22 protein-coding genes are annotated in these 22802 nt (G+C 58.9%); 13 read left to right on the top strand and 9 right to left on the bottom strand.

The features are described 5' to 3' along the window. Positions 1-146 precede the first annotated feature (146 nt). On the top strand, positions 147-587 hold the full coding sequence (locus ACYZT3_RS16160; RefSeq protein WP_462030281.1) for a cupin domain-containing protein: 441 nt from the start codon (positions 147-149) through the stop codon (positions 585-587). Positions 588-600: 13 nt separating this feature from the next. On the opposite strand, the gene ACYZT3_RS16155 is transcribed toward ACYZT3_RS16160, so the two are convergent. After that, entirely contained in the window at positions 601-2031 is a 1431-nt protein-coding gene (locus ACYZT3_RS16155; protein WP_462032382.1) for an MFS transporter, read from the bottom strand. 134 nt (positions 2032-2165) lie between these two features. Between ACYZT3_RS16155 and ACYZT3_RS16150 the strand changes: the two genes are divergently transcribed. The 8 genes from ACYZT3_RS16150 to ACYZT3_RS16115 all read left to right on the top strand — a co-directional run bounded on the left by ACYZT3_RS16150 (position 2166) and on the right by ACYZT3_RS16115 (position 10826). After that, positions 2166-3056 (top strand): LysR family transcriptional regulator, encoded by an 891-nt coding sequence (locus tag ACYZT3_RS16150; protein ID WP_282375855.1) that lies wholly within the window; start codon positions 2166-2168, stop codon positions 3054-3056. Between the two features lie 500 nt (positions 3057-3556). Beyond that, entirely contained in the window at positions 3557-4894 is a 1338-nt protein-coding gene (locus ACYZT3_RS16145) for a TackOD1 domain-containing metal-binding protein (RefSeq protein WP_462030280.1), read from the top strand. Positions 4895-4900: 6 nt separating this feature from the next. Further along, complete coding sequence (locus ACYZT3_RS16140; protein WP_282375852.1) at positions 4901-6229, top strand: glycosyltransferase family 2 protein; 1329 nt, start codon at positions 4901-4903, stop codon at positions 6227-6229. A 1-nt stretch (position 6230) separates the two neighbouring features. Continuing rightward, positions 6231-7079, top strand: a complete 849-nt coding sequence (locus tag ACYZT3_RS16135; RefSeq protein WP_462030279.1) for a hypothetical protein — start codon at positions 6231-6233, stop codon at positions 7077-7079. 6 nt (positions 7080-7085) lie between these two features. Continuing rightward, complete coding sequence (locus ACYZT3_RS16130) at positions 7086-8201, top strand: HlyD family secretion protein (protein ID WP_282375850.1); 1116 nt, start codon at positions 7086-7088, stop codon at positions 8199-8201. Between the two features lie 3 nt (positions 8202-8204). Next, complete coding sequence (locus ACYZT3_RS16125; RefSeq protein ID WP_462030278.1) at positions 8205-9152, top strand: NAD-dependent epimerase/dehydratase family protein; 948 nt, start codon at positions 8205-8207, stop codon at positions 9150-9152. A gap of 232 nt (positions 9153-9384) precedes the next feature. Beyond that, positions 9385-10470, top strand: coding sequence for a hypothetical protein (locus tag ACYZT3_RS16120; protein ID WP_462030277.1), 1086 nt, complete (start codon positions 9385-9387; stop codon positions 10468-10470). A gap of 2 nt (positions 10471-10472) precedes the next feature. Then, entirely contained in the window at positions 10473-10826 is a 354-nt protein-coding gene (locus ACYZT3_RS16115) for a DUF1428 domain-containing protein (protein WP_462030276.1), read from the top strand. A 13-nt stretch (positions 10827-10839) separates the two neighbouring features. Here ACYZT3_RS16115 and ACYZT3_RS16110 read toward each other — a convergent pair whose 3' ends face one another. Then, the gene (locus tag ACYZT3_RS16110; RefSeq protein WP_449643609.1) at positions 10840-11034 is read right to left on the bottom strand and encodes a hypothetical protein; all 195 of its coding nucleotides are present in this window, start codon (positions 11032-11034) and stop codon (positions 10840-10842) included. Positions 11035-11093: 59 nt separating this feature from the next. Between ACYZT3_RS16110 and thpR the strand changes: the two genes are divergently transcribed. Continuing rightward, complete coding sequence (gene thpR, locus ACYZT3_RS16105) at positions 11094-11633, top strand: RNA 2',3'-cyclic phosphodiesterase (protein ID WP_282375840.1); 540 nt, start codon at positions 11094-11096, stop codon at positions 11631-11633. A 243-nt stretch (positions 11634-11876) separates the two neighbouring features. On the opposite strand, the gene ACYZT3_RS16100 is transcribed toward thpR, so the two are convergent. From ACYZT3_RS16100 to ACYZT3_RS16080, 5 genes are all read right to left on the bottom strand, one after another. Further along, positions 11877-12974, bottom strand: a complete 1098-nt coding sequence (locus ACYZT3_RS16100; RefSeq protein WP_462030275.1) for a polyamine ABC transporter substrate-binding protein — start codon at positions 12972-12974, stop codon at positions 11877-11879. 59 nt (positions 12975-13033) lie between these two features. After that, positions 13034-13918: an ABC transporter permease subunit gene (locus ACYZT3_RS16095; protein ID WP_462030274.1), complete on the bottom strand. Its 885-nt coding sequence runs from the start codon at positions 13916-13918 to the stop codon at positions 13034-13036. Further along, positions 13915-14796, bottom strand: a complete 882-nt coding sequence (locus tag ACYZT3_RS16090) for an ABC transporter permease subunit (protein ID WP_282376079.1) — start codon at positions 14794-14796, stop codon at positions 13915-13917. The genes ACYZT3_RS16095 and ACYZT3_RS16090 overlap by 4 nt, the downstream gene beginning before the upstream one ends. A 29-nt stretch (positions 14797-14825) precedes the next feature. Beyond that, positions 14826-15968 carry a polyamine ABC transporter ATP-binding protein gene (gene potA, locus ACYZT3_RS16085; RefSeq protein ID WP_282375836.1) on the bottom strand — a complete coding sequence of 381 codons (1143 nt, stop codon included), beginning with the start codon at positions 15966-15968 and terminating at the stop codon, positions 14826-14828. Between the two features lie 207 nt (positions 15969-16175). After that, entirely contained in the window at positions 16176-16937 is a 762-nt protein-coding gene (locus tag ACYZT3_RS16080) for a gamma-glutamyl-gamma-aminobutyrate hydrolase family protein (protein ID WP_462030273.1), read from the bottom strand. Between the two features lie 280 nt (positions 16938-17217). Between ACYZT3_RS16080 and ACYZT3_RS16075 the strand changes: the two genes are divergently transcribed. The 3 genes from ACYZT3_RS16075 to ACYZT3_RS16065 all read left to right on the top strand — a co-directional run bounded on the left by ACYZT3_RS16075 (position 17218) and on the right by ACYZT3_RS16065 (position 21530). After that, positions 17218-18594, top strand: a complete 1377-nt coding sequence (locus tag ACYZT3_RS16075; RefSeq protein ID WP_282375832.1) for a glutamine synthetase family protein — start codon at positions 17218-17220, stop codon at positions 18592-18594. Between the two features lie 94 nt (positions 18595-18688). Further along, the gene (locus tag ACYZT3_RS16070) at positions 18689-20179 is read left to right on the top strand and encodes an aldehyde dehydrogenase (protein WP_282375831.1); all 1491 of its coding nucleotides are present in this window, start codon (positions 18689-18691) and stop codon (positions 20177-20179) included. A gap of 52 nt (positions 20180-20231) precedes the next feature. Beyond that, positions 20232-21530 (top strand): NAD(P)/FAD-dependent oxidoreductase, encoded by a 1299-nt coding sequence (locus ACYZT3_RS16065; RefSeq protein WP_282375829.1) that lies wholly within the window; start codon positions 20232-20234, stop codon positions 21528-21530. Positions 21531-21637: 107 nt separating this feature from the next. Here ACYZT3_RS16065 and ACYZT3_RS16060 read toward each other — a convergent pair whose 3' ends face one another. Then, the gene (locus ACYZT3_RS16060; RefSeq protein ID WP_282375827.1) at positions 21638-22036 is read right to left on the bottom strand and encodes a putative zinc-binding protein; all 399 of its coding nucleotides are present in this window, start codon (positions 22034-22036) and stop codon (positions 21638-21640) included. 74 nt (positions 22037-22110) lie between these two features. Beyond that, positions 22111-22785, bottom strand: coding sequence for a Crp/Fnr family transcriptional regulator (locus ACYZT3_RS16055; RefSeq protein WP_282375825.1), 675 nt, complete (start codon positions 22783-22785; stop codon positions 22111-22113). Positions 22786-22802 lie beyond the last annotated feature (17 nt).

Genomic DNA, 22802 nt, shown 5'->3' with positions numbered 1-22802 from the left:
AACGTATCCAGCGCGGCTGCAGCTAACTTCGCATACAAATCCAGGGCATTGGCGACACATGCGCGATACACGGCGGCCTCTGAATAGAGCCACCGCATCCGCGGCAACCTGCGCGCGACTTTCCGCGCACATATTGGAGAAATGCCATGTCCCGTTTCAACCACCGTATCAGCGCTGGCATGCTCGGCGTCGCCGTTGCCGCGGCACTCACCGCCTTTGCGGGCCTCGCTCAAGCTCAAGAGGCGCCTCCGGTAAAAAGCTGGCAGGCGGGTCTTCACCGCACCGATCTGCTGCGCCAGGATCTCGACGTCGCCGGGCGTGAAGTGATTCAGGTTCGCGTTGATTTCGAGCCGGGTGTGGTATCCCCTAAGCATTCTCATCCGGGGGTGGAAGTGGCCTACGTCATTGAGGGCACGTTTGAATATCAGCTCGAGGGGCGGCCACCGATAACGCTCAAGGCTGGCGATTCCTTGTACATCCCCGCCGGTACTGCGCACGTCGCGAAGAATATCGGCGCGAACAAAGCGTCGGAGCTGGCGACGTACATTGTGAAGAAAGACACGCCACTGGTCGTACTGGAAAAATAATCGCCGTGTCGGGTTACCGGCGGTTATGACGCGTTGCCAACGCGCGGCTTCCCAGCGCGATGGCCAGTGCGACAGCGACCAACACCAGCGCCACGGCGAAGGTGATTCGCATACCGCTGGCAACCGCTTCGGGTTGCGCTGTTGCAATGTCGACAGCGGCCGATGCGAGCGCGAACACCGCGCCCAAGGCGGACGCACCCGTGATCAGCCCCAGATTGCGCGACAGGTTGAGCATGCCGGAAATGACGCCCCGTTGGTCTGGCTGAACATCCGCCATGACCGCCGTGTTGTTGGCTGTCTGGAACAGCGCATAGCCGAGAGTGATCACGACCATGGGTAAGAGGTAGCCACCGATGCCGAATGTCTCCGGCAGCACCGATAGCGTGAAGCAGCCGGTCGCCATGGCCGCGAGCCCGACGAGGGTCATGCGTCGGGCGCCAAAGCGGTCGGCAATACGGCCTGCGGGCACACCCGTCAGTGCCGCGACAAACGGCCCGACCGACAGGACCAGCCCCACCAGAACGGCATCGAGGCCGAGTCCCTGCGCGAGATAGAAGGGCCCGACCACGAGCGTCGCCATCATTACTGTCGCAACGAGCAGGCTCATGGCGAGGCTGCCACTGAGCACCGGATCACGGAATATCGCCAGTCGAATCAACGGCGAAGTGACGCGGGCCTCGGCGAACACAAAGAGGCTGACGCCGACGCCCGCCGCCAACAGCAAGGCGATGTTGAGCGGGCCGAAACTGCCTCGCCCAAGGGTCAAGGCCAGCGCATAAGCGGCGAGTGTCAACGCCAGCAGCAGTGTGCCCAGCGGGTCGAAGCCGGCACGATCGGTCTTGGGTTTCTGGCGATCGGCGGGCAAGTAGCGATGTGCGAGCACCCACGTCAGCAAGCCCAGCGGTACGGTGATGAGGAAGATCGCCCGCCAGCCGAACCCGCCAATCAGCAGGCCTCCGAGCGACGGCCCCATCGCGGTGCCTATTGCCGACATCGTCCCGAGCAAGCCCATGGCGCTGCCGATTTTCTCCTTCCCTACCGTCTCGCTGACAAAGGCGATGGTCAGCGCCATCATGATTGCCGCACCGAGTCCCTGCAGCGCCCGGGCGCCAATCAGCATCCAGAGCGTGGGCGCAAAGCCGCACAACGCCGACGCCAGCGTGAATACGCCGATGCCGGCCAAGAGCAGCCGCCGACGCCCAGTCATGTCACCGAGCCGACCGACGCTGACGATCAGGGTGGTGATGGCGAGAAGGTAGGCGAGGACGATCCACTGCACTTCCTGAAAGGAGGCGTTGAACACCAGGGCCAAGGTCGGCAAACCGACATTGGCGATACTGGTGCCCAGCGAGGACAGCAGCATCGACAGCGAAAGACTGGCCAACACCCACCGAACGGACGGTGTCTGTTGCGCTTGCTCTGCGACTGCACTGATTGATTTCATTCTGTCCCTCATTTCTGGCCACTCCCGAAGCGGAGCTATCAGAAATCTACGCTTCGGCCTAACATGGCGGAAGGCGCACCATTTGCACTTAAGTCGTGCGTTCAACGCCATATCACTCTGCCGCGGGGCGATGCATGTCCACTCCCGATTTCAACTTGCTGATCACCCTTGATGTGCTGCTCGCCGAAGGCAGCGTGGCGCGCGCCGCCAAACGCTTGCGGCTGAGCCCGTCGGCGATGAGTCGGGCGCTGGCGCGACTGCGTGAAACCACCGGCGATCCGCTGTTGGTCAGGGCCGGACGTGGTCTGGTGCCCACCCCGCGAGCGCTCGAATTGCGCGAGCGGGTCAGTCAACTGGTGCAGGACGCCGAAGCGGTCCTTCGGCCTGCCGAGCAACCCGATCTCAAACAGCTGAGCCGCACGTTCACGCTGCGCACCAGTGAAGGCTTTGTCGAGAATTTTGGCGCGGACCTGATTGCGCGCGTCGCCGAGCAAGCCCCAGGCGCGCGGCTGCGCTTCATGCACAAACCCGACAAAGACAGCACGTCACTGCGCGACGGGACGGTCGATCTGGAAACGGGTGTGGTGGGGATGGCCGCTGGTCCGGAGTTGCGCACGCAGGGCTTGTTTCGGGACCGTTTTATTGGCGTTGTGCGAAGGGGACATCCACTCAGCCAGGGCGAGATAACCCCTGCGCGTTATGCGGCGGGCAGCCACATCAGTGTCTCTCGGCGCGGGCTCGACAAGGGGCCCATTGATGAGGCCCTTGAGCCCCTGGAGCTGGAGCGGCAGATTGCAACAATCGTCGCAGGCTTCTCCACTGCGCTGGCACTCGCCCGGGCCACCGACCTGATCGCCAGCGTTCCCGAACGGCACACCGCCAACCTGCGCACCGGCATGCACAGCTTTGCGCTGCCACTGTCTCTGCCGGCGTTCACCGTCGCCATGCTTTGGCATCCGCGGCTGGACGCTGATCCGGTGCATCGCTGGTTGCGCAGCTGCCTTCGGGATGTTTGTGCTGATTAAAAAGTTGTCAGATTTGAGCGAATGTTCATTAATGAAACACTGCATGTTTCACTCGTGTAACTGTTCAGTTTCGTTGTTTTGTTATTGTTATATGGATTGGCGAATTTGATATAAAAACCCATTGAACCTATTAATTTGATAGCGGTCTTGGCTGCGTCCAGCGCTGTCCATACTGGTACTTAAAAAGTAGTGAGCGTAGTGGTAATGGTTTAATTGATAATTGCGTGTAAGTGTTTGAAATATTAACAATTATTACTTTTTATAGTCATGGATTCCGGTCTTATTGAAGCGCAGTGTCTAAAGACAGAATACGAATAAGTTAATGACAAAATAGTGGCGTTCGGCCTATCAAAAAATAACTTCACAATAATGTTGGCGCTTTTCTGACGCGGTGGTAGTGTTTGTAACTCCTTTTAACCGCGCTTGTCTGTCCGCAGAGGCCGTGCGACATGCCGACTCCAACTCCACGGATTGCGATAATCGGTAATAAAGTTCCAAGCTTGAATCTTCCTGAGCTTGAACACTTCGCCGACTTGGGCAGCTTGTTGGCTGCACCCGCATTTGATGTCTTGCTGCTGGACCTGCCAGCGGCTTATTCCGGGCGGGTGCTTCGAAAGTTGCGCTCGATTCCCCCTTATCGCTACACCCTCATTTTTTGTTGCCGTGATCAGAATGACTGGTGTGAAGCCTTGGGTGACGGTGAGTGCCCTGTCGAATCCAGCGAAATAAAAACCCTCTGGGGGGTATGGCAAGAACGCTACCGGCTGTTCAATCAGGGCTCCGCCCCCGAGCGTTTTGAAAGTCGGGTGCTTTCCTGGTTGTGGTTGCGCGACAACTCCCACGTCTATGCCCTGCGAGACCCGGAGGTGCCTCAGCATTATCGCTATCCGTTGCTGGACGCCCTGGCTGATAACGAGCAAGTCAATTCGTTTGTCTGGCTCAGTTTGATGGTGCAGCAGGACTGGCTGGAAGAGGGGGTTCTGGTCGATCGTGTTCGCCTCTGTTCGGACTGTGGTTCGGGCCGGCTCAATTACATTGATGTGTGTGCCGAATGTCAGGCGCTGGACATTTCACGGCAGCCTTCATTGCACTGCTTTACCTGTGGGCACGTGGGGCCACAGGAATCCTTTCTCAAAGACGGGGTGTTGTTGTGCCCCAACTGCTTGAACCGGCTGCGCCATATCGGCAGTGATTACGACCGCCCTATGGAGAATTATCGCTGTCGGTCATGCCAGGCATTTTTTGTCGATGCCGAAGTGCAGGCTCGCTGCCTGGACTGCGGCCTGTCACACACGCCTGACAAGTTGCGAGTACGCGAGGTCAGAGATTTCCGCCTGGCCGAGGCCGGACGTTTCCGCTGCCGCCAGGAGTTCGGCGATCAATCGGTTCATCACTTCGGTCGACTCACTCTGTTAGGCGGCAAGGATTTTTATGATCTGCTGACCTGGCAGATGCAAGTCGTGCGCCGCTATCCGTTGCCTGCCTTCTCACTGATCGGGCTGCGCTTCATCAACCTGGCCAGTACGTTGTCTCGCCTGGGCGAACACCACGGCCATGCCTTCATCGACAGTGTGGCCGATCGTTTGAAGGAAACCGTCAGGGAAACCGACCGCTGCTCTCGAAGTACGGAAGAGTACTTGTGGATCATGCTTCCACATACCGATGGCAAGGGCCTGGAAAGCGTCAAACAACGCTTGAGCCGGGTCGCCGAGTTGTTTTCAGCACCGGAGGTCAGTGACATTTCACTGCGTGTCGTCAGCATCACGGCGCCCCACGATCTTCTCGATCAGGAAGATGGCGAATTACTACTGGCCCGTCTGGCCAGTGAGTTGGTGTGAGACGCCATGAGCCCCTTAATGGAGCAACTCTTCAACGCACTCAGCGCGCTCATGGGGCCGGATGGATTGAGCCGATTGTTTTTCATGCTTTTCCCCTTGTTTCTGATCTTTGAATTGCCCCTCATGATCATGGTGCTGCTGGGTGTATTGCGCTGGTTTACGCGTCGACGCACTCGTATACCGAAGATCAGCGTCTATCGCCCCAAGGTCTCTTGCATCATTACCTGCTACAGCGAAGGGATGGATGTTCAGACCACACTGCTAAGCCTGTGCGAGCAGACGTACCCCGGCCACATCGAGATGATTCCGGTGGTGGACGGGGCCACGGTGAATCAGCCGACGCTGAGCGCCGTTCGCAGTTTTAAGGTGGATCCGCAGTTGTACCCCAGGCGTCATTTGCGCCCGATCGCCAAATGGCAGCGGGGCGGGCGGGTGTCGTCATTGAACGCAGGGCTGTCGCTTGCCAGCGGTGACATCGTGATGGCGCTTGATGGTGACACGTCCTTCGACAACAACATGGTCAGCTCCATCGTGCGCCATTTCGAGGACCCGTCGGTGCCTGCGGTCGCCGGTAGCCTGCGTGTGCGCAATGTCTGGGGTTCCTGGGTCACCGCGATGCAGGCGCTGGAATACCTGTTATCCATCCACATGTCGAAAATCGGTCTGGCCGAATGGAACCTGGTCAACAACGTCTCGGGGGCTTTCGGGGCATTCCGCCGCAGCTTTCTGGTGAAAATCGGTGGCTGGAACACGCACACCGCAGAGGATCTGGACCTGACGTTGCGCATCAAAAGTTACTTCAAGCGACATGACTTGAGGATTCCCTTCGAGCCGGAAGCGATTGGTCACACCGATGCACCGTCGACGCTTAGTCAGTTTCTGATGCAGCGATTGCGCTGGGATGGCGACCTGTTTTTTCTGTACGTCAGAAAGCACAACCACAACATTAACCCGAACTTATTGGGCTGGCCGACCTTTCTGATGATCCTGCTCAGCGGCTTCTTTTTTCAGCTGGTGCTGCCGTTCATCATCTTCAGCTACACCTTGCTGGCGTTATTTATTCTGCCGGGCAAGACGCTGTTGTTTCTGTTTGCACTGATCTACGCGCTGTACCTGATGATCACCACACTGTTGTTCGGCGCCCTGTTGTTGATGGTGTCCGACCGACCTCGAAAGGACATGATCCTGGGGTTGTTGGTGCCTTTCTTTCCGCTGTTCATGCTATTTCTGCGGTGCTGGAGCGCAGTGGCCATGCTCAACGAGATATTTCGTCGGGGCCATGAAGAAACCTCCATGGCGCCGTGGTGGGTGCTTAAACGAGCCACGAGGTTTTGATATGCGATCGATACTTCTGCTCCTGACGCTGTCGTTGCCAACGACAATAATGGCCGCACAACCACTGCCGCTTCAGGCGCCGGGGGTGCAGTCGAGCCAATGGTCCCAGGCCAGTTATGTCTGGGACAGCGAAGCATTGCTCGATCCCGATCAGCGTAAAGCGGAGCTTGAGCAACTGCGTAAAGCCGGGATGGACAAGATCTACCTTGGCCTCAAGGCCGCCCAGTTGAAAGACCTTGTCACGACGCGCCAACGGCTGGAGCAATTGCTGCAGGATGCGGCCGGCGAGGGGGTGCAGGTCAGCCTGTTGCTCGGCGATCCGGCCTGGATCGAGCCGCAGGAACGCCATCAGCTCACCGATTTATTGGCGAAGCTGAAGGGGGTTTCATTCGCGAGCCTGCACCTGGACCTGGAAGTCGAGCAGCTGGGCGTACCGGTCCCGGATCAGCGTTTGAAGGACTTGCTCGACACCTTGCGCGCGGCCTCCGCAGCGAGCCCCTGGCCGGTAGAGATTTCCAGCCATCATCGCTGGTTCGCCGAGGCAAAACCCGGAAAAACCTGTCTGCCGTGCGCGCTGCCCGACGCGGGCGTGCGTCAGGTCAGCCTGATGATCTACACCCGCAACCCGCAAAACAGCGCACGAATGGCAGAGCAGATCGCTCAACGCTGGCCCGATCTGCAGTTTCGCCTGGCGCAAAGCACCGAGCCGCAATTGGATGCCACGGAATCCTGGGCCGGCGCGTCGACTGAGCAGTTGCAGCACCAGACCCGTGCCTGGCGCGAACAGCTGCAACCACGAGGAATTGCCGGCATTGACTGGCAAGCCTGGCGAGACTTTCCAAAACGGTGAGCCGTCATGAAGATTCGATTCGATAGTCGTAAAGAACTGAACCCCACTCAGGAACAGGGTTTGAGTGTGCTCTACGCTCCGGGCAAGCGCATGGCGTTTCGCGTGCGTTGGTATTTGATCTTGTTCCTGGTCGCGAGCCCCTTGATCTGGCTGGGAGGAAAACTGACCTACGGCATGCTGATGATCGACGCGCCGGCGCAATTGCGCCTGCCGATTCTTGAGGTGCGCGCACGGGATGCCGGTCGGGTCGATCAGCTGTTCGTCATGGCCGGGGAGCAGGTCCAGATCGATCAGCCGTTGGTCAGTCTCGACAATCCCGAATGGCGTGCGCGGCTATTGCAGCTCGCCGCGATGCCGAACAAAACGGTGCCCGCCACCAACACCAAACTGGACACTCGGGAGCGTCAGTTGCTCAGGACCCGAGTGAGCAGGACGGAGCAACGCGTGCAGGTGCTTGAAGACCTCGTTGTTTCAGGCGCCGTCTCTCGTGGAGAAGTGCTGGCCGCCCAGTCCGAACTCGACGCATTTAAAGCGGACCTGTTGGCGTTCGAGCGCCGCGAGCAACTGGCTCGTCAGTCGCCGTTGAGCGTTGAACGCGAGATTATTCAACAGAACGCCGAGCAACAGTGGTTGAAAACGCGCCTCGCCGCGTTGTCGGTCAAGGCTGCGCAGAGCGGTCGGGTTGCGGAGGTATTGGTCACCCCCGGCGAAAATGTCGGTGCCGGTACGTTGTTGATGCGCCTTGAGCGGCTGGAAGAGCCCCTGCTGTGGATCTATCTCGAACCGCTGAACATCAGCTACGCCGCGATTGGTCAGCCGTTGCGCGTTCGCATGCCCGATGGCGAGTGGTTGGCGGCCCATGTTGTCCAGGCCGTCGACAGCGCCGGTCGCACGCCGACGGTGTTGCGTGGGCCGTTCGCTGCCAGCGAAATGGGCTTGCAGGTCGCCGCCCGGTTTGATCGCCCCCTGTCGCCGCGCTGGAGAATTGATCAACTGCCGTTGAATGTTCGCTTTCCGACCGACTGGCAACAAATGCTCAGTGACAGCCGTGAACTCATCGAGCAATTAGGGGACTTCATTGCGATGGATCGAACACCCACCACCGCACCGGGGAGTAAATAAATCATGACTGCAGATCGAATTCTTGTGACGGGCGGTGCCGGTTTCATCGGTTCGCACCTTGTCGAAGCACTGCTTGAAAATGGTTATAGCGTCCGGGTGCTGGACGATCTTTCTACTGGCAAATTGTCGAATCTGCCGATTGATCGCTGCCATTTGACCTTGGTAGTGGGGGATGTCGCCGATGCGCCGACGGTGGAGCGGGCGATGAAAGACTGCAGTGCGGTGGTTCATCTGGCTGCGGTGGCCTCGGTGCAGGCGTCGGTCGAAGACCCGGTCGCTACTCACCAAAGCAACTTCGTCGGTACGCTGAATATCTGCGAAGCCATGCGTCAGACAGGCGTCAGACGGGTGGTTTACGCGTCCAGTGCGGCGATCTATGGCAATAATGGCGAGGGCATGGCGATTACCGAGGACACGCCCAAGAATCCGCTGACTCCGTATGCCGCCGACAAACTGGCCAGCGAACATTTCCTCGATTTCTATCGACGCCAGCACAGCCTCGAACCGGTCATTCTGCGTTTTTTCAATATTTACGGACCGCGCCAGGACCCTTCATCGCCTTATTCCGGTGTCATCAGTATTTTCAGCGAAAGGGCCAAAAAAAATCTCCCCATCACGGTTTACGGTGACGGGGAGCAAACAAGGGATTTTGTCTACATAGAGGACCTCGTAAAGGTCTTGGTACAAGCGGTCAAAGCGTCAAAACCGAGCATCGGACCGGTCAACATCGGGTTTAACCGATCTACCAGTCTTAACGATCTGGCGGCAGCGTTAAGTGAACTCCTCGGGCGGCCCCTGACGTTGAACTACGACGCGCCGCGTTCCGGTGATATCAAGCATTCGCGCGCCGACAACAGCCGCCTGCTTCAGTGCTTCTCCCCGAGCACGCCGACCTGTTTTGCCGAGGGCCTGGGGCAACTGCTCAGAAGTATTGATTCCGGCGGGCGTTAGAATAGGCGAGCTCAGTCGCCAGCATCATGACGTGCGCTCCTCGGACAGGACGTACCAGGAAAATACGCTCAGCGTGACGGCCGTCAGGCGACATAAGTGATGGACGGTTTTTTGGGTGTTCTTAAAGAACACCCTCAACCCCAAGCGAACAAACACCGACACCTATACTCAAATTAATAGGCCTTTGAGTACCGGACATTCCGTTCGGGCAAGTCTGTAGGAAACCGCGATCTTGAACCTGCGTTCGCTGATCGTCGCCGTGTTGGTGGTGTTGGCGGGATGCGTCACGCCTGCGCCTGCCCCGGTGGAAGTGGCGCCGGTAGTGATTTCTCAAAGCACCTGGCAGCGGGTGGATCGTGAGATTGTCGCGGCATCGCAATCGGCCACCGAGCAGACCAAAATCTACGCGCGCGGTGCCATGGATTACTGGCGCACGCGCGTCTATCAACTGACCGAAGAGAACTTCATTCCATGGTTCAGCAGCTACTGGACCCAGGAATGGCTATCGATGAAGGTCAGTTGGTACACCCTCAGCGCCAAGGGCGAGCAGGATGCCTCGGCCAAGCGCCTGGCAGCCTATCTGCTGGAGCAATATCGACAGCGCGTGCTGGCGCCGGTCGCGGTGGAGATCGATCCCGACGCGATTCTCGGCCTGGCAGCGGCGTTCTATGTGGACATTCTTCAGGAAGAACTGCAGCGAATCTCCCAGCGCCACGGCGTGCCGATGGCTCAGCTCAACGGCCGTATCCAGAAAATTCCGGCGATTGCCCTGGGCCCGCCGCCCGCCCGGAATGCCTCGCTGTATCAGGTCGTGCACACGCAACCGCTGAACACGCTGCCGGCCTACGCGGCGCTGATCGACAAGATCCACAAGGCAGGTGGCGACCGAGGCGTGGATTCGACTGACACCGCCATGGCGCCGGTGGCCAAGCGCGCGAGCCAGCGGATGGAAGCCGAAATGGTCCCGCGAGGTGCGGCCAGTGCAGTGGCCGCTGCCGCGGGCAAATTGGCCGGGGGCTTGATTTCCGTGGGTGTGGCGGGTATTCGCGCGATCATTCAGGCCAACGACCGGCCGGACAGCGAGGCACTGATTCGCAGCAGTCTGGGCAACACGTTCGACAAGGCCTGGCTAAAGCTGGTGCAGAACCCGACCACCGGCGTGATGGCCGGGACGTTGTACATGGCGGCGCAGATCGAGGGCAATCTGGTGGGGAGCGCTGAAGTACCGTCGGTCAGTTCGGCCAGCGGATCTGTCGATTGGGGCCCGACGGAATCGATTAACCAGCAGATCGACCCTCTACCCCCCGCAGGAGAATGACCATGTCCTACGTTGATGGCTTCATCGCAGCCGTACCCACCGCCAACCGTGAGAAATTCAAGAAACACGCCGAAACAGCCGCTTCCATTTTCAAGGAAAGCGGTGCCCTCAGCCTCGCTGAATGCTGGGGCGACGACGTACCTGACGGCAAAGTGACCTCGTTTCCGATGGCGGTAAAACTCAAGGACGACGAAACCGTCGTGTTTTCCTGGATCGTCTGGCCGGACAAAGCCACCCGCGATGCAGGCATGGAAAAACTCATGACTGATCCGCGCATGCAGCAGGACGTCAACCCGATGCCGTTCGATGGCCAGCGGTTGATCTTTGGCGGTTTCGAAATGATCGTCAAAGCCTGAGCTAACGCCAGGATCACTCCGGCGTCGGGGTGGTCCTGCAACTCTTGCGATGACGAATCTCGCTGTCTGTCGGCCGCTCTTTGACGAACTCGAAGCGCGGCTCACCTTCGTTGTAATGAACCAGCCAACCCCATTCCAGCTCGGACTCATCCTGACCGGGTTTCGGTGGCACGGCCCACCATGGTTCCTTGCTGATGATCTCTCGCATGGCCCCTCCAGTTGAATCGTTTGCATGAACTATAACGTGGATGTCAGGAGGTGCCAGGTATGAGCGACGAATCCCGTGAGCCGTTAAAACGACTGTTTTTTGCCCTCAACTGCGCACCCGAGCAACGTCGGGCCATTGCCCGGTGGCGCAGCGCACTTGGGCTCAGGAGCGGACGCCCGGTGCCGGCGGAAAACTTTCACCTGACGTTGATGTTTTTGGGCGCGGTTGGCGTGGCACAGATTGCCGATATCTGCACGGCCGCCGCGAATGTTCGAACGCCGGGCATGCCTTTGAGGGTTGCGCTTGATCGGCTGGATGTCTGGCGCAGGGCAGGGGTGTTGGTGCTCGCGCCTGAGCAGGCATCACCGGAGTTGCTTCGTCTGGTGTATGCCCTGGAGCAGGCAATGCTGCCGTTTGGCTTTGAGGATTCACCCAAGGAATTCCGTCCGCATTTGACCTTGATGCGCGACTACCGAGTGCCGGTGCCTGAGTCCGCGACGCCGCCCGAGTTTTACCTGCGGGCCGATCACTTCACCTTGTTCGAATCCCATAAGGGCCGCTACCGAGCGCTGGCCGAGTGGCCGCTCGTTCCATCATAAAAAAAGGCGCCCGAGGAGGGCGCCCAAATTCACCTTAACCGAGGAAGCCAGGTGAGGCCGTTCTGCAGATAGGAGTGCAGCGGTGGTAAGGCGCTGCGTGAACGGAAATCTTTGACACCGATCGTTCCCACGCTCTGCGTGGGAATGCCTCCTCGGACGCTCTGCGTTCGGCTCTGGAGGGGACGCAGAGCGTCCCGGGCTGCATTCCCACGCGGAGCGTGGGAACGATCAGTACTGAGTGAATTACTTGCCGAGCTTCACCCGCGTCCATCCGCGAGTCATCACCCGCTGAACGCCGATCGGCATGTCCGGAATCGCATACAACGTCGCCATCACAGCCTGCGACGGATACAAACCCGGATCATCCCGAATCGCTTCATCCACCAGTGGCGTCGCGGCCGCGTTGGCGTTGCTGTAGCCGATGTTGTTGGTGATCTCGGCGATGATGTCCGGGCGCATCAGGAAGTTCATGAACAGGTAGGCGTTCTCGACGTTCGTCGCGTCCCGTGGGATGGCGACCATGTCATAAAAACTGCCGGCACCTTCTTTCGGAATGCTGTAGTCGATCTTTACCGTGTCACCGGCTTCCTTGGCCCGAGCCTTGGCTTGCAGCACATCGCCGGAGTAACCGACCGCCACGCAGATGTTGCCGTTGGCCAGGTCCGAGATGTATTTCGACGAATGGAAGTACGCCACCGAAGGACGGATTTTCATGAACAGCGCTTCAGCTTCGGCGATCTGCGCTTTGTCCTGAGAGTTCACCGGATAGCCCAGATAGTGCAGGGCGGCCGGGAGCATCTCGGTCGGCGAATCAAGGAAGCTGATGCCGCAGGCTTTCAGTTTTTCAGCGTTTTCCGGTTTGAACAGCAAGTCCCAGGAGTTGGTCGGCGCGTTGCTGCCGAGTACTTCTTTGACCTTGTCCGGGTTAAAGCCGATGCCGATCGAGCCCCACATGTACGGGAAGGCATGACCGTTATCCGGGTCGCTGGCGGAGGCGTTTTTCAGCAGGACCGGGCTGAGGTTTTTCCAGTTCGGCAGCTTCGACTTGTCCAGTTCCTGATAGACGCCAGCCTTGATCTGCTTAGCCAGGAAACTGTTGGACGGCACGACGATGTCGTAACCGGATTTGCCAGCGAGCAGCCGTGCCTCAAGGGTTTCATTACTGTCGAACACATCGTAGGTCACGCGGATGCCGGTATCGTCTTCGAACTTCTTGACGGTGTCCGGGGCGATGTAATCCGACCAGTTGTAGACGCGCAGTACCTTGTCATTGGCCTGGGCGCCAGTGGCGATCGCGCCCAATAAGGACAGTGTCAGCAGAGTCCTGCCAAACATTTTCATCGGTACAACTCCAATTCTCTTTATTCAAATCAAAACGCAAAGCTGTGAAACGCGACGGCCTAGGCCGTCGCTTCTACCATTTGCTTTTTTGGTTGCTGCCAGGATTCGCTGGCGGTCTGGTCCATCGCTTCCTGGATCGCGCGTTTACGGGTGGCTTCGGCGCGGCGGCTGAAATACCAGACCATCAAGGTCACGATCGATACCGCCAACAGAATCAGGCTGGCCACGGCGTTGATCTCAGGCTTCACACCCAGACGTACCGCCGAGAACACTTCCATCGGCAGGGTCGTCGAACCCGGACCGGACACGAAGCTCGCCAACACCAAATCATCCAGCGACAAGGCAAACGACATCATGCCGCCGGCCGCCAGTGACGGCGCGATCATCGGAATGGTGATCAAGAAAAACACCTTGAACGGCTTCGCGCCCAAATCCATCGCCGCTTCTTCGATGGACAGGTCCAGCTCACGCAAACGCGCCGAAACCACCACCGCTACATAGGCGGCACAAAACGTGGTGTGGGCGATCCAGATGGTGAAGATGCCACGTTCCATCGGCCAGCCGATCAACTGCGCCATGGCCACGAACAGCAGCAACAGCGACAAACCGGTGATCACTTCCGGCATCACCAACGGCGCCGTCACCAAACCACCGAACAACGTACGGCCCTTGAAGCGTGTCACGCGAGTCAGCACAAACGCCGCCAACGTGCCCAGCGCTACAGCGGCAATCGCGGTGTAGCAGGCGATTTCCAGCGAGCGCACCACCGAGCCCATCAGTTGGGAGTTGTCGAGCAGGCCGACGTACCACTTCACCGACCAGCCGCCCCACACCGTCACCAGTTTCGAGGCGTTGAACGAGTAGATCACCAGAATCAACATCGGCAGGTAGATAAACGACAGGCCGAAAATCAGCATGAACTTTGAAAATCCGAAGCGTTTCATCCCCGACCCTCCATCTCTTTGGCCTGACTACGGTTGAACAGCAGAATCGGCACAATCAGGATCAACAGCATCACCACCGCCAGGGCAGATGCCACCGGCCAGTCGCGGTTGTTGAAGAACTCTTGCCACAGCACACGACCGATCATCAGCGTCTCCGGGCCACCCAGCAGTTCCGGAATCACGAACTCACCGACCACCGGAATGAACACCAGCATGCAGCCAGCGATGATCCCGTTCTTGGCCAGCGGTACGGTGATTTTCCAGAAGTTGTTGAAGTTGCTCGACCCCAGGTCCGACGCTGCTTCCAGCAGACTTTGATCGTGTTTGACGAGGTTGGCGTACAGCGGCAGAACCATGAACGGCAGATATGCATACACCACGCCGATGTACACAGCGGTGTTGGTGTTGAGGATCTCGATCGGGTGCGAGGTCAGCCCGGTCCACATCAGGAAGCCGTTGAGCAAACCGTTGTTGCTGAGAATGCCCATCCACGCATACACGCGGATCAGGATCGCGGTCCAGGTCGGCATCATGATCAGCAACAGCAGAACGTTTTGCGTTTCCTTGTTGGCCTTGGTGATCGCGTAGGCCATCGGGAAACCGAGCGCCAGGCACATCAGCGTGCTTAAAAACGCGACCTTCAACGAGCCGAAGTAGGCCGAGATATACAGCTCATCCTGGGTCAGCAGCGAGTAGTTGCCGATGTTGAGCAATAGCTGAAATTTCTGCTCGGCGAAGGTGTAGATCTCTGAGTAAGGAGGAATGGCCAGCGCCGCTTCCGAGAAGCTGATCTTCATCACCAGGAAGAACGGCAACAGGAAAAACAGGCACAGCCACAGGAAAGGAATCCCGATGACGAGCTTTCGACCACTCGGCATCAGCCGCATAAACTGCTGATTGAGTGTTTTCATGAGCGCAGTACCACGCCGCTGTCGTCTTCCCACCACACGTAGACCTTGTCGTCCCAGGTCGGACGGGCGCCACGGCGTTCGGCGTTGGCCATGAGCGACTGCACGACCTTGCCGCCAGGCAATTCCACGTAGAACACCGAGTGACCGCCGAGGTAGGCGATGTCATGCACTTTGCCTTCGGACCAGTTGTAGCGGGTATCGGGTTTAGTCGTGCTGACCAGCAGTTTTTCCGGGCGGATCGCGTAAGTAATCGACTTGTCCTGCACCGAGGTGCTGACGCCGTGACCGACGTAAATCTTCTGCTCCAGATCCGGGCTGTGAATGATCGCGTGCCCCTCGAGGTCTTCCACAACGGTGCCGTCGAAGGCGTTCACGTTGCCGATGAATTCGCAGACCAAGCGGCTGACCGGCGCCTCATAAATGTCCACCGGGCTGCCGATCTGCGCGATCCAGCCGAGGTGCATGATGGCGATGCGTTGGGCCATGGTCATGGCCTCTTCTTGGTCGTGGGTCACCATCACGCAGGTCACGCCAACGCGCTCGATGATCTCGACCAACTCCAGTTGCATCTGCGAGCGAAGTTTTTTATCCAGCGCGCCCATCGGTTCGTCGAGCAGTAACAGCTTCGGACGTTTGGCCAGGGAGCGAGCCAATGCCACACGTTGACGCTGACCGCCAGACAGTTGATGCGGCTTGCGCTTGGCGTACTGGGTCATGTGCACCAGCCGCAGCATCTCTTCAACGCGAGCGTCGATTTCGCTGTTGGAGAGCCGATCCTGCTTCAGGCCGAAGGCGATGTTCTGCGCCACCGTCATGTGCGGGAACAAGGCGTAGGACTGGAACATCATGTTGATCGGCCGTTCGTACGGCGGCATGTCGGTGATGTCGACACCGTCGAGCAGAATTCGTCCTTCGGTCGGGCGCTCGAAGCCTGCGAGCATGCGCAGCAGGGTCGATTTACCGGAGCCGGAACCACCGAGCAGGGCGAAGATTTCGCCTTGATGAATCTCAAGCGAGACATCGTCAACAGCGGTGGTTTCGTCGAATTTCTTGGTGACGCGATCGACTTTCACCAGTACCTTTTTCGGTGACTGGTGACCTTCAAGAGCCTTCCTGTAGATGCTGGAGGCGTTTGCCATGTGAAACTCCCAACAGGTTTCAGTCGTCGGGCCAACGCGGCCTGACTTAATAGTGGATTGCAAGCCCGGTCGGGCTTATTCGGCGCCGCCGTCCTGGCTGCCTGTTCGTACTTGTTGTTATCGCGTTTGTTGTTGTCGTGAAGGACTGGCGCACAACGGCGCGCCAGCCCCTCACGGGGGCAGTAAATTGATTAATCGAGTGTTAAGTCAGCGCGTATTACGAAGCGCCGCCCGTTGCCGGCACGCCTCGCCAAACGCGTGGAAAATACTCAAATAAGGAGGGTTCGAAAGCACCTGCCATTCCGGGTGCCATTGCACGCCGACGGCGAAAGCCTTGCTGTGCTCGACCGAAATCGCCTCGATCAAGCCATCCGGCGCGACAGCTTCGGCGCGCAGGCCGGGAGCCAGCCGGTCGATGCCTTGGCTGTGAATCGAATTGACCTGGAACACCTGCGGCAAATCCAGCGCCTCGAACACACCGCCCGGTTGCACGTTGACCGGGTGAGCCGCTGCGTACTGCACGGCCAGGTCCGGATGATTCGCTTCCCGGTGATCAAGCATGCCGGGCAGTTCGTGGACCTTTTGATAAAGGCTGCCCCCGAACGCCACGTTCATTTCCTGAAAGCCGCGGCAGATGCCGAGCACCGGCACGCCGGCCGCAATGGCCGCACGCAATAAGGGAAGGGTGGTGGCGTCCCGTTGCGGATCGTGATCCGTACCGGGGGCGCTGTCGGGGCCTTGATAGTGGAAGGGTTCCACATTCGAGGGCGAGCCGGTCAGCAGCAGACCGTCGAGATGCGCAAGCACATCTTCAATCTCGGTCAGTTCGCCTAATGAAGGAATGACGACCGGCAGCCCCAACGCCGCGACGCTGACAGCACGCAAGTACTTGTCGCCGCTGACATGGTAGGGGTGCAGGCCAATCTGTTTGACGCACGCTGTAACGCCGATTAATGGCTTGAGTGCCATTTTTATCACCTCGAAGTTTCACACTTGAACGAGCTTTTCCGGAGCTTAGCCTTGTTGATTTTAATTAACAACTCTCATGTAAAAAATTCTAAACGCTGCCCGTCTGATCTTGAGGGTTTATGCGGCGTGCAAGACTTGTCTGGCACTCTCGTGCCCTAAAAAGGCCAGAAAATAAAGGTTGAAAGGCCAAGTGTTCGCTATTGACTTCACTTTGCCGTTCGGGTTGACTGGGCTCGTGAAAGGGTAGTGAACATAATAATTAACAGCTAATAGGTGCATCATGTCGGTCCCTCTGCGTGCCGTTCAACTCAACGAAGCAAACGCATTCCTTAAGAAATATCCTGAGGTTTTGTACGTCGACCTTCTGATTGCGGATATGAACGGTGTGGTGCGCGGTAAGCGCATCGAGCGCACCAGTCTTCATAAGGTTTACGAAAAAGGCATCAACCTCCCGGCGTCACTGTTTGCTCTGGACATCAACGGTTCTACGGTGGAAAGCACCGGCCTGGGTCTGGACATCGGCGACTCAGACCGAATCTGCTTTCCCATCCCTAATACGCTCAGCATCGAGCCATGGCAGAAGCGCCCAACCGCGCAACTGTTAATGACCATGCACGAACTCGAAGGCCAGCCGTTTTTCGCTGACCCTCGCGAAGTGCTGCGTCAGGTCGTGAGCAAGTTCGATGCAATGGGCCTGACCATCTGCGCCGCGTTCGAACTCGAGTTCTATCTGATCGACCAGGACAACGTGAACGGTCGTCCGCAATCGCCACGCTCGCCGGTGTCGGGCAAACGTCCGATGTCGACTCAGGTCTACCTGATCGACGACCTGGACGAATACGTCGATTGCCTGCAAGACATCCTCGAAGGCGCGAAAGAGCAAGGCATTCCTGCTGACGCCATCGTCAAGGAAAGCGCCCCGGCGCAGTTTGAAGTGAACCTGCATCACGTCAATGACCCGATCAAGGCCTGCGACTACGCGGTGTTGCTCAAGCGTCTGGTGAAGAACATCGCCTACGACCACGAGATGGACACCACCTTCATGGCCAAGCCGTATCCGGGCCAGGCGGGCAATGGTTTGCACGTGCACATTTCGATTCTCGACAAAGAAGGCAACAACATCTTTGCCAGCGAGGATCCCGAGCAGAACGCCGCGCTGCGACACGCGATCGGCGGTGTGCTCGAGACCCTGCCGGCGCAGATGGCGTTCCTCTGCCCGAACGTCAACTCGTACCGTCGCTTCGGCGCACAGTTCTATGTGCCCAACTCGCCGAGCTGGGGCATCGACAACCGTACCGTCGCGGTACGTGTGCCGACCGGTTCGTCGGACTCCGTGCGTATCGAACACCGCGTGGCGGGCGCTGATGCCAACCCGTACTTGCTGATGGCGTCGGTGCTGGCCGGTATTCACCACGGCCTGACCAACCAGATCGAGCCGGGCGCACCGGTTGAAGGCAACAGCTACGAGCAGAATGAGCAGAGCCTGCCGAACAACCTGCGTGATGCACTGCGCGAGCTGGCCGACAGCGAAGTCATGTCGCGCTATATCGACCCGCTGTACATCGACGTGTTCGTGGCGTGCAAGGAAAGCGAGCTGGCCGAGTTCGAGAACTCCATCTCGGACCTTGAGTACAACTGGTATCTGCACACAGTCTGACGGCTGGTGAGTAACCCTGTAGAAGCTGCCTTCGGCAGCTCCTACAGGGGCATTCATTCCAACGATCACTAATTTTCTGCGTCGAGTCACAACAATGACAAACACTCGCAGCGACTGGGAGCAACGCTTTCAGTCCTTAACAATCGAAGGCCGTGCATTCATCGACGGCCAATACTGCTCGGCACTCAGCGGCGACACCTTTGAATGCATGAGCCCGGTCGACGGCCGCTTCCTGGTCAACGTCGCCAGCACCGACGAAGCCGACGCCAATGCGGCAGTCGCCGTCGCGCGCCGCACCTTCGAATCCGGCATCTGGGCCAAACTCGCCCCGGCCGAGCGCAAGCGTATCCTGATCCGTTTCGCCGATCTCATCCTGGCCAACCAGGAAGAACTCGCCCTGCTCGAAACCCTCGACATGGGCAAGCCGATCAGCGACTCGATGAACATCGACATCCCGGCGACCGCCAACGCGATCCGCTGGAGCGCCGAAGCCATCGACAAGATCTACGACGAAGTCGCCGCCACACCGCACGACCAACTCGGCCTCATCACCCGCGAACCTGCCGGTGTGGTCGCCGCCATTGTGCCGTGGAACTTCCCGTTGATCATGGCCAGCTGGAAGTTCGCCCCAGCCCTGGCCGCCGGCAACTCGTTCATCCTCAAGCCTTCGGAAAAGTCACCGCTGACCGCCATCCGCATCGCCCAGCTTGCTCTGGAGGCGGGCATCCCGAAAGGCGTGTTCAACGTTCTGCCAGGCTACGGTCACACCGTCGGCAAGGCGCTGGCGTTGCACATGGACGTCGACGTGCTGGCCTTCACCGGCTCGACCGTGATTGCCAAGCAACTGCTGATCTACGCCGGGCAAAGCAACATGAAACGCGTCTGGCTCGAAGCAGGGGGGAAGAGTCCAAACGTGGTGTTCGCCGACGCGCCGGATCTGCGCGCGGCAGCACAAGCGGCGGCCGGTGCGATTGCCTTCAACCAGGGCGAAGTCTGCACCGCTGGTTCGCGCTTGCTGGTGGAGCGCTCGATTCGCGAGCAATTCATCCCGCTGCTGGTGGAAGCACTGCAAGCCTGGAAACCGGGGCACGCCCTCGATCCAGAAACCACCGTCGGCGCAGTCGTCGATCAGCGTCAACTGGACAACGTGCTGCGCTACATCCAGGTCGGCAAAGACCAGGGCGCGCAGTTGATCGCGGGCGGCAGCCGTACCCTCGAAAGCACCGGTGGCCTGTACGTGGAACCGGCGATTTTCGACGGCGTGACCAACGCCATGACCATCGCCCGGGAAGAAATCTTCGGCCCGGTACTGTCGCTGATCACCTTCGACACCGAGGAAGAAGCGCTGGCGATTGCCAACGACAGCATCTTCGGCCTGGCCGCGGGCGTCTGGACCAGCAACCTGAGCAAGGCCCACACCTTCGCTCGCGGCTTGCGCGCCGGTAGCGTCTGGGTCAACCAGTACGACGGCGGCGACATGACTGCGCCGTTCGGCGGGTTCAAGCAGTCGGGTAACGGTCGGGACAAATCGCTGCATGCGTTCGACAAATACACCGAACTCAAAGCGACCTGGATCAAGCTCTAACACCTCTACAACGGCGGCCGTCGGCACGTGCCAGCGGCCATCGGAGAAACCTATGAAACAAAGCTCTGTTAAACAAAATCATGTAAACAGCTACTACGCCGCCACCCGCAACTTCACCGGCGACTTCCCGGTCCTCGAACAAGCGGTGGACTGCGACGTCTGCGTGATCGGCGCCGGCTACACCGGTTTGTCCTCGGCACTGTTCCTCGCCGAAGCAGGCTACAGCGTCACCGTGCTCGAAGCCGCCAAAGTCGGTTTCGGCGCCAGCGGTCGCAACGGCGGTCAACTGGTCAACTCCTACAGTCGCGACGTCGATGTCATCGAAGAACGTTACGGTGACAAGACCGCCGAAGTCCTCGGCAGCATGATCTTCGAAGGCGCCGACATCATCCGTCAGCGCATACAGCACTACGACATCCAGTGCGACTACCGTCCGGGCGGCATCTTTGCCGCGCTGAACAAAAAGCAGCTCAAAGGCCTGGCCGAGCAGAAAAGCAACTGGGAACGTTACGGCAACAAGAACCTGAAAATGCTCGACGCGGCGGACATCCAGCGCGAAGTCGGTTGCGACAACTACGTTGGCGGCCTGCTCGACATGCAGGGCGGCCACATCCACCCGCTGAACCTGGCCCTCGGCGAAGCCTCGGCGATCATCGGCCTCGGCGGCAAAATCTACGAGCAATCGGCCGCAGTGGAAATCACCTACGGCGAGCCGATCACCGTGCGCACCGCCAAAGGCCTGGTCCGCGCCAAGTACCTGCTGATCGCCGGCAACGCCTACCTGCCTCAAGACCTCGACAACCGAGTCACGCGCAAAAGCATGCCGTGCGGTTCGCAAATCGTCGTCACCGAGCCGTTGTCCGAAAAAGTTGCGCGCAGCCTGATCAAAAACAACTACTGCGTCGAAGACTGCAACTACCTGCTCGACTACTACCGCCTCACCGCCGACAACCGCCTGCTGTACGGCGGCGGCGTGGTCTACGGTGCCCGCGAACCGGACGACATCGAGCAACTGATCAAACCGAAAATCCTCAAAACCTTCCCGCAACTGAAGGACGTGAAGATCGACTACCGCTGGACCGGCAACTTCCTGCTGACCATGTCACGCATGCCGCAGTTCGGCCGCATCGAGAAAAACGCCTACTACATGCAAGGCTACAGCGGCCACGGCGTCACCTGCTCGCACCTGGCCGGCAAACTCATCTCGGAAATGATCCGCGGCGACGCCGAACGCTTCGACGCCTTCGCCTCCCTGCCACACATGCCCATGATCGGCGGCCGCACCTTCCAGGCCCCACTCACCGCCATGGGCGCCGCGTACTACGCGCTGCGTGACCGGTTCGGCATCTAAGTTGAATCCACCCGGCAGCCACTCCAAAACGCTGCCGCCGGATCTGAACACTGCAACACTCTGTGGGAGCGAGCAGGCTCGCTCCCACAATGGGTTTTCGTTGTTCCTCAGGCCATCGTTTCCTGCAGGCTTTCATGCTGCCGAGCATCACTCGCAATCAACTGTTTGATCGCTTCAAACAACTCATCACCTTGCGCCTCCGTGCAGTCCTCGCCATTGCGTTTGCGCAGCCCGTAATGGCTAAGAATCAAGTGCACATCCGCATGCAGACCCTGTTGCTTCAGGCAGTTCTCGACGCATTCCAGCGGGCAACCGTCCAGCGCGAAGATCCGTCGTCCCGAACGCGCCTTGTTGACCAGCGCCGCCACATGCCCGCCGACGCCGACGATGCAGGACATCTCGGCCAGTCCGCTGCGATCCAGTCGCACTGCCAGGGTATTGGCCAGTTGGGCGACGTTGGAGCAGCCCGAGCAGGAGTAAATCAGAGGCAAGGTTGAACGGGGCATGAGCACTCTCCATGGATGGACTTCTTCAGTGTGCAAGGCCGGTGGCGATGCGCATTGACTGCGGTCAATTCAGTCTATTGGAACGCCGCGAGATCCTCTTCGGCGAGGATGCTGATATTGCGTCGTTCCATGGCGATCAGGCCGCTGTCCACCAGACGGTGCAAGATCCGCGAAAAGGTTTCCGGCTGAATACCCAGCTTCGAGGCGACCAGGCGCTTGGACACCTGCAAGACAATCAAACCGCTGATCGGGTTGCGCTCCTGGAACAGAAAATTGATCACCCGACGGCTCGCGCTGGCCATGGTCAAGGTGTCGATGTCGCGCAGACGCAGGTGCAGGTGAACGCTCATGCTCGCCAGAATGGCCAGGCAAACCTTCGGCTGGTCTTCGAGTGCATTGCGGTAATGGTTGCCCTCGATACTCACCAGCACGCTGTCCTTCAGCGCCGTGGCGCTCACCGGGTAGAGACGGGCCTGGCTGAACAGCAAGGCTTCGGCAAAGGTCTGGCCCGGCTGAATGATTTCCACCAGGTTCTCCTGACCTTCGCCCGTGAGGCGGTACAACTTGATCTGACCGCTGACCAGCAGGAAAAATCGCTTGGCCGGATCCCCTTGATGCATGAGCGTGTTGTGACAGGTCAGACGCTTGAGCATGGCCAGGCCGCAGACTTCCTCGAAGATCTTCTCCGGCAGTTGGCTGAACAGATGATGACGGCGCAATGTTAAAACGATGGAAGGGTGGGTCAGCATGGCGTACCTCCGCTGAC

The sequence above is a fragment of the Pseudomonas sp. MDT1-16 genome (genome assembly GCF_054898115.1).
This window is presented reverse-complemented; position numbering and strand designations above follow the sequence as displayed.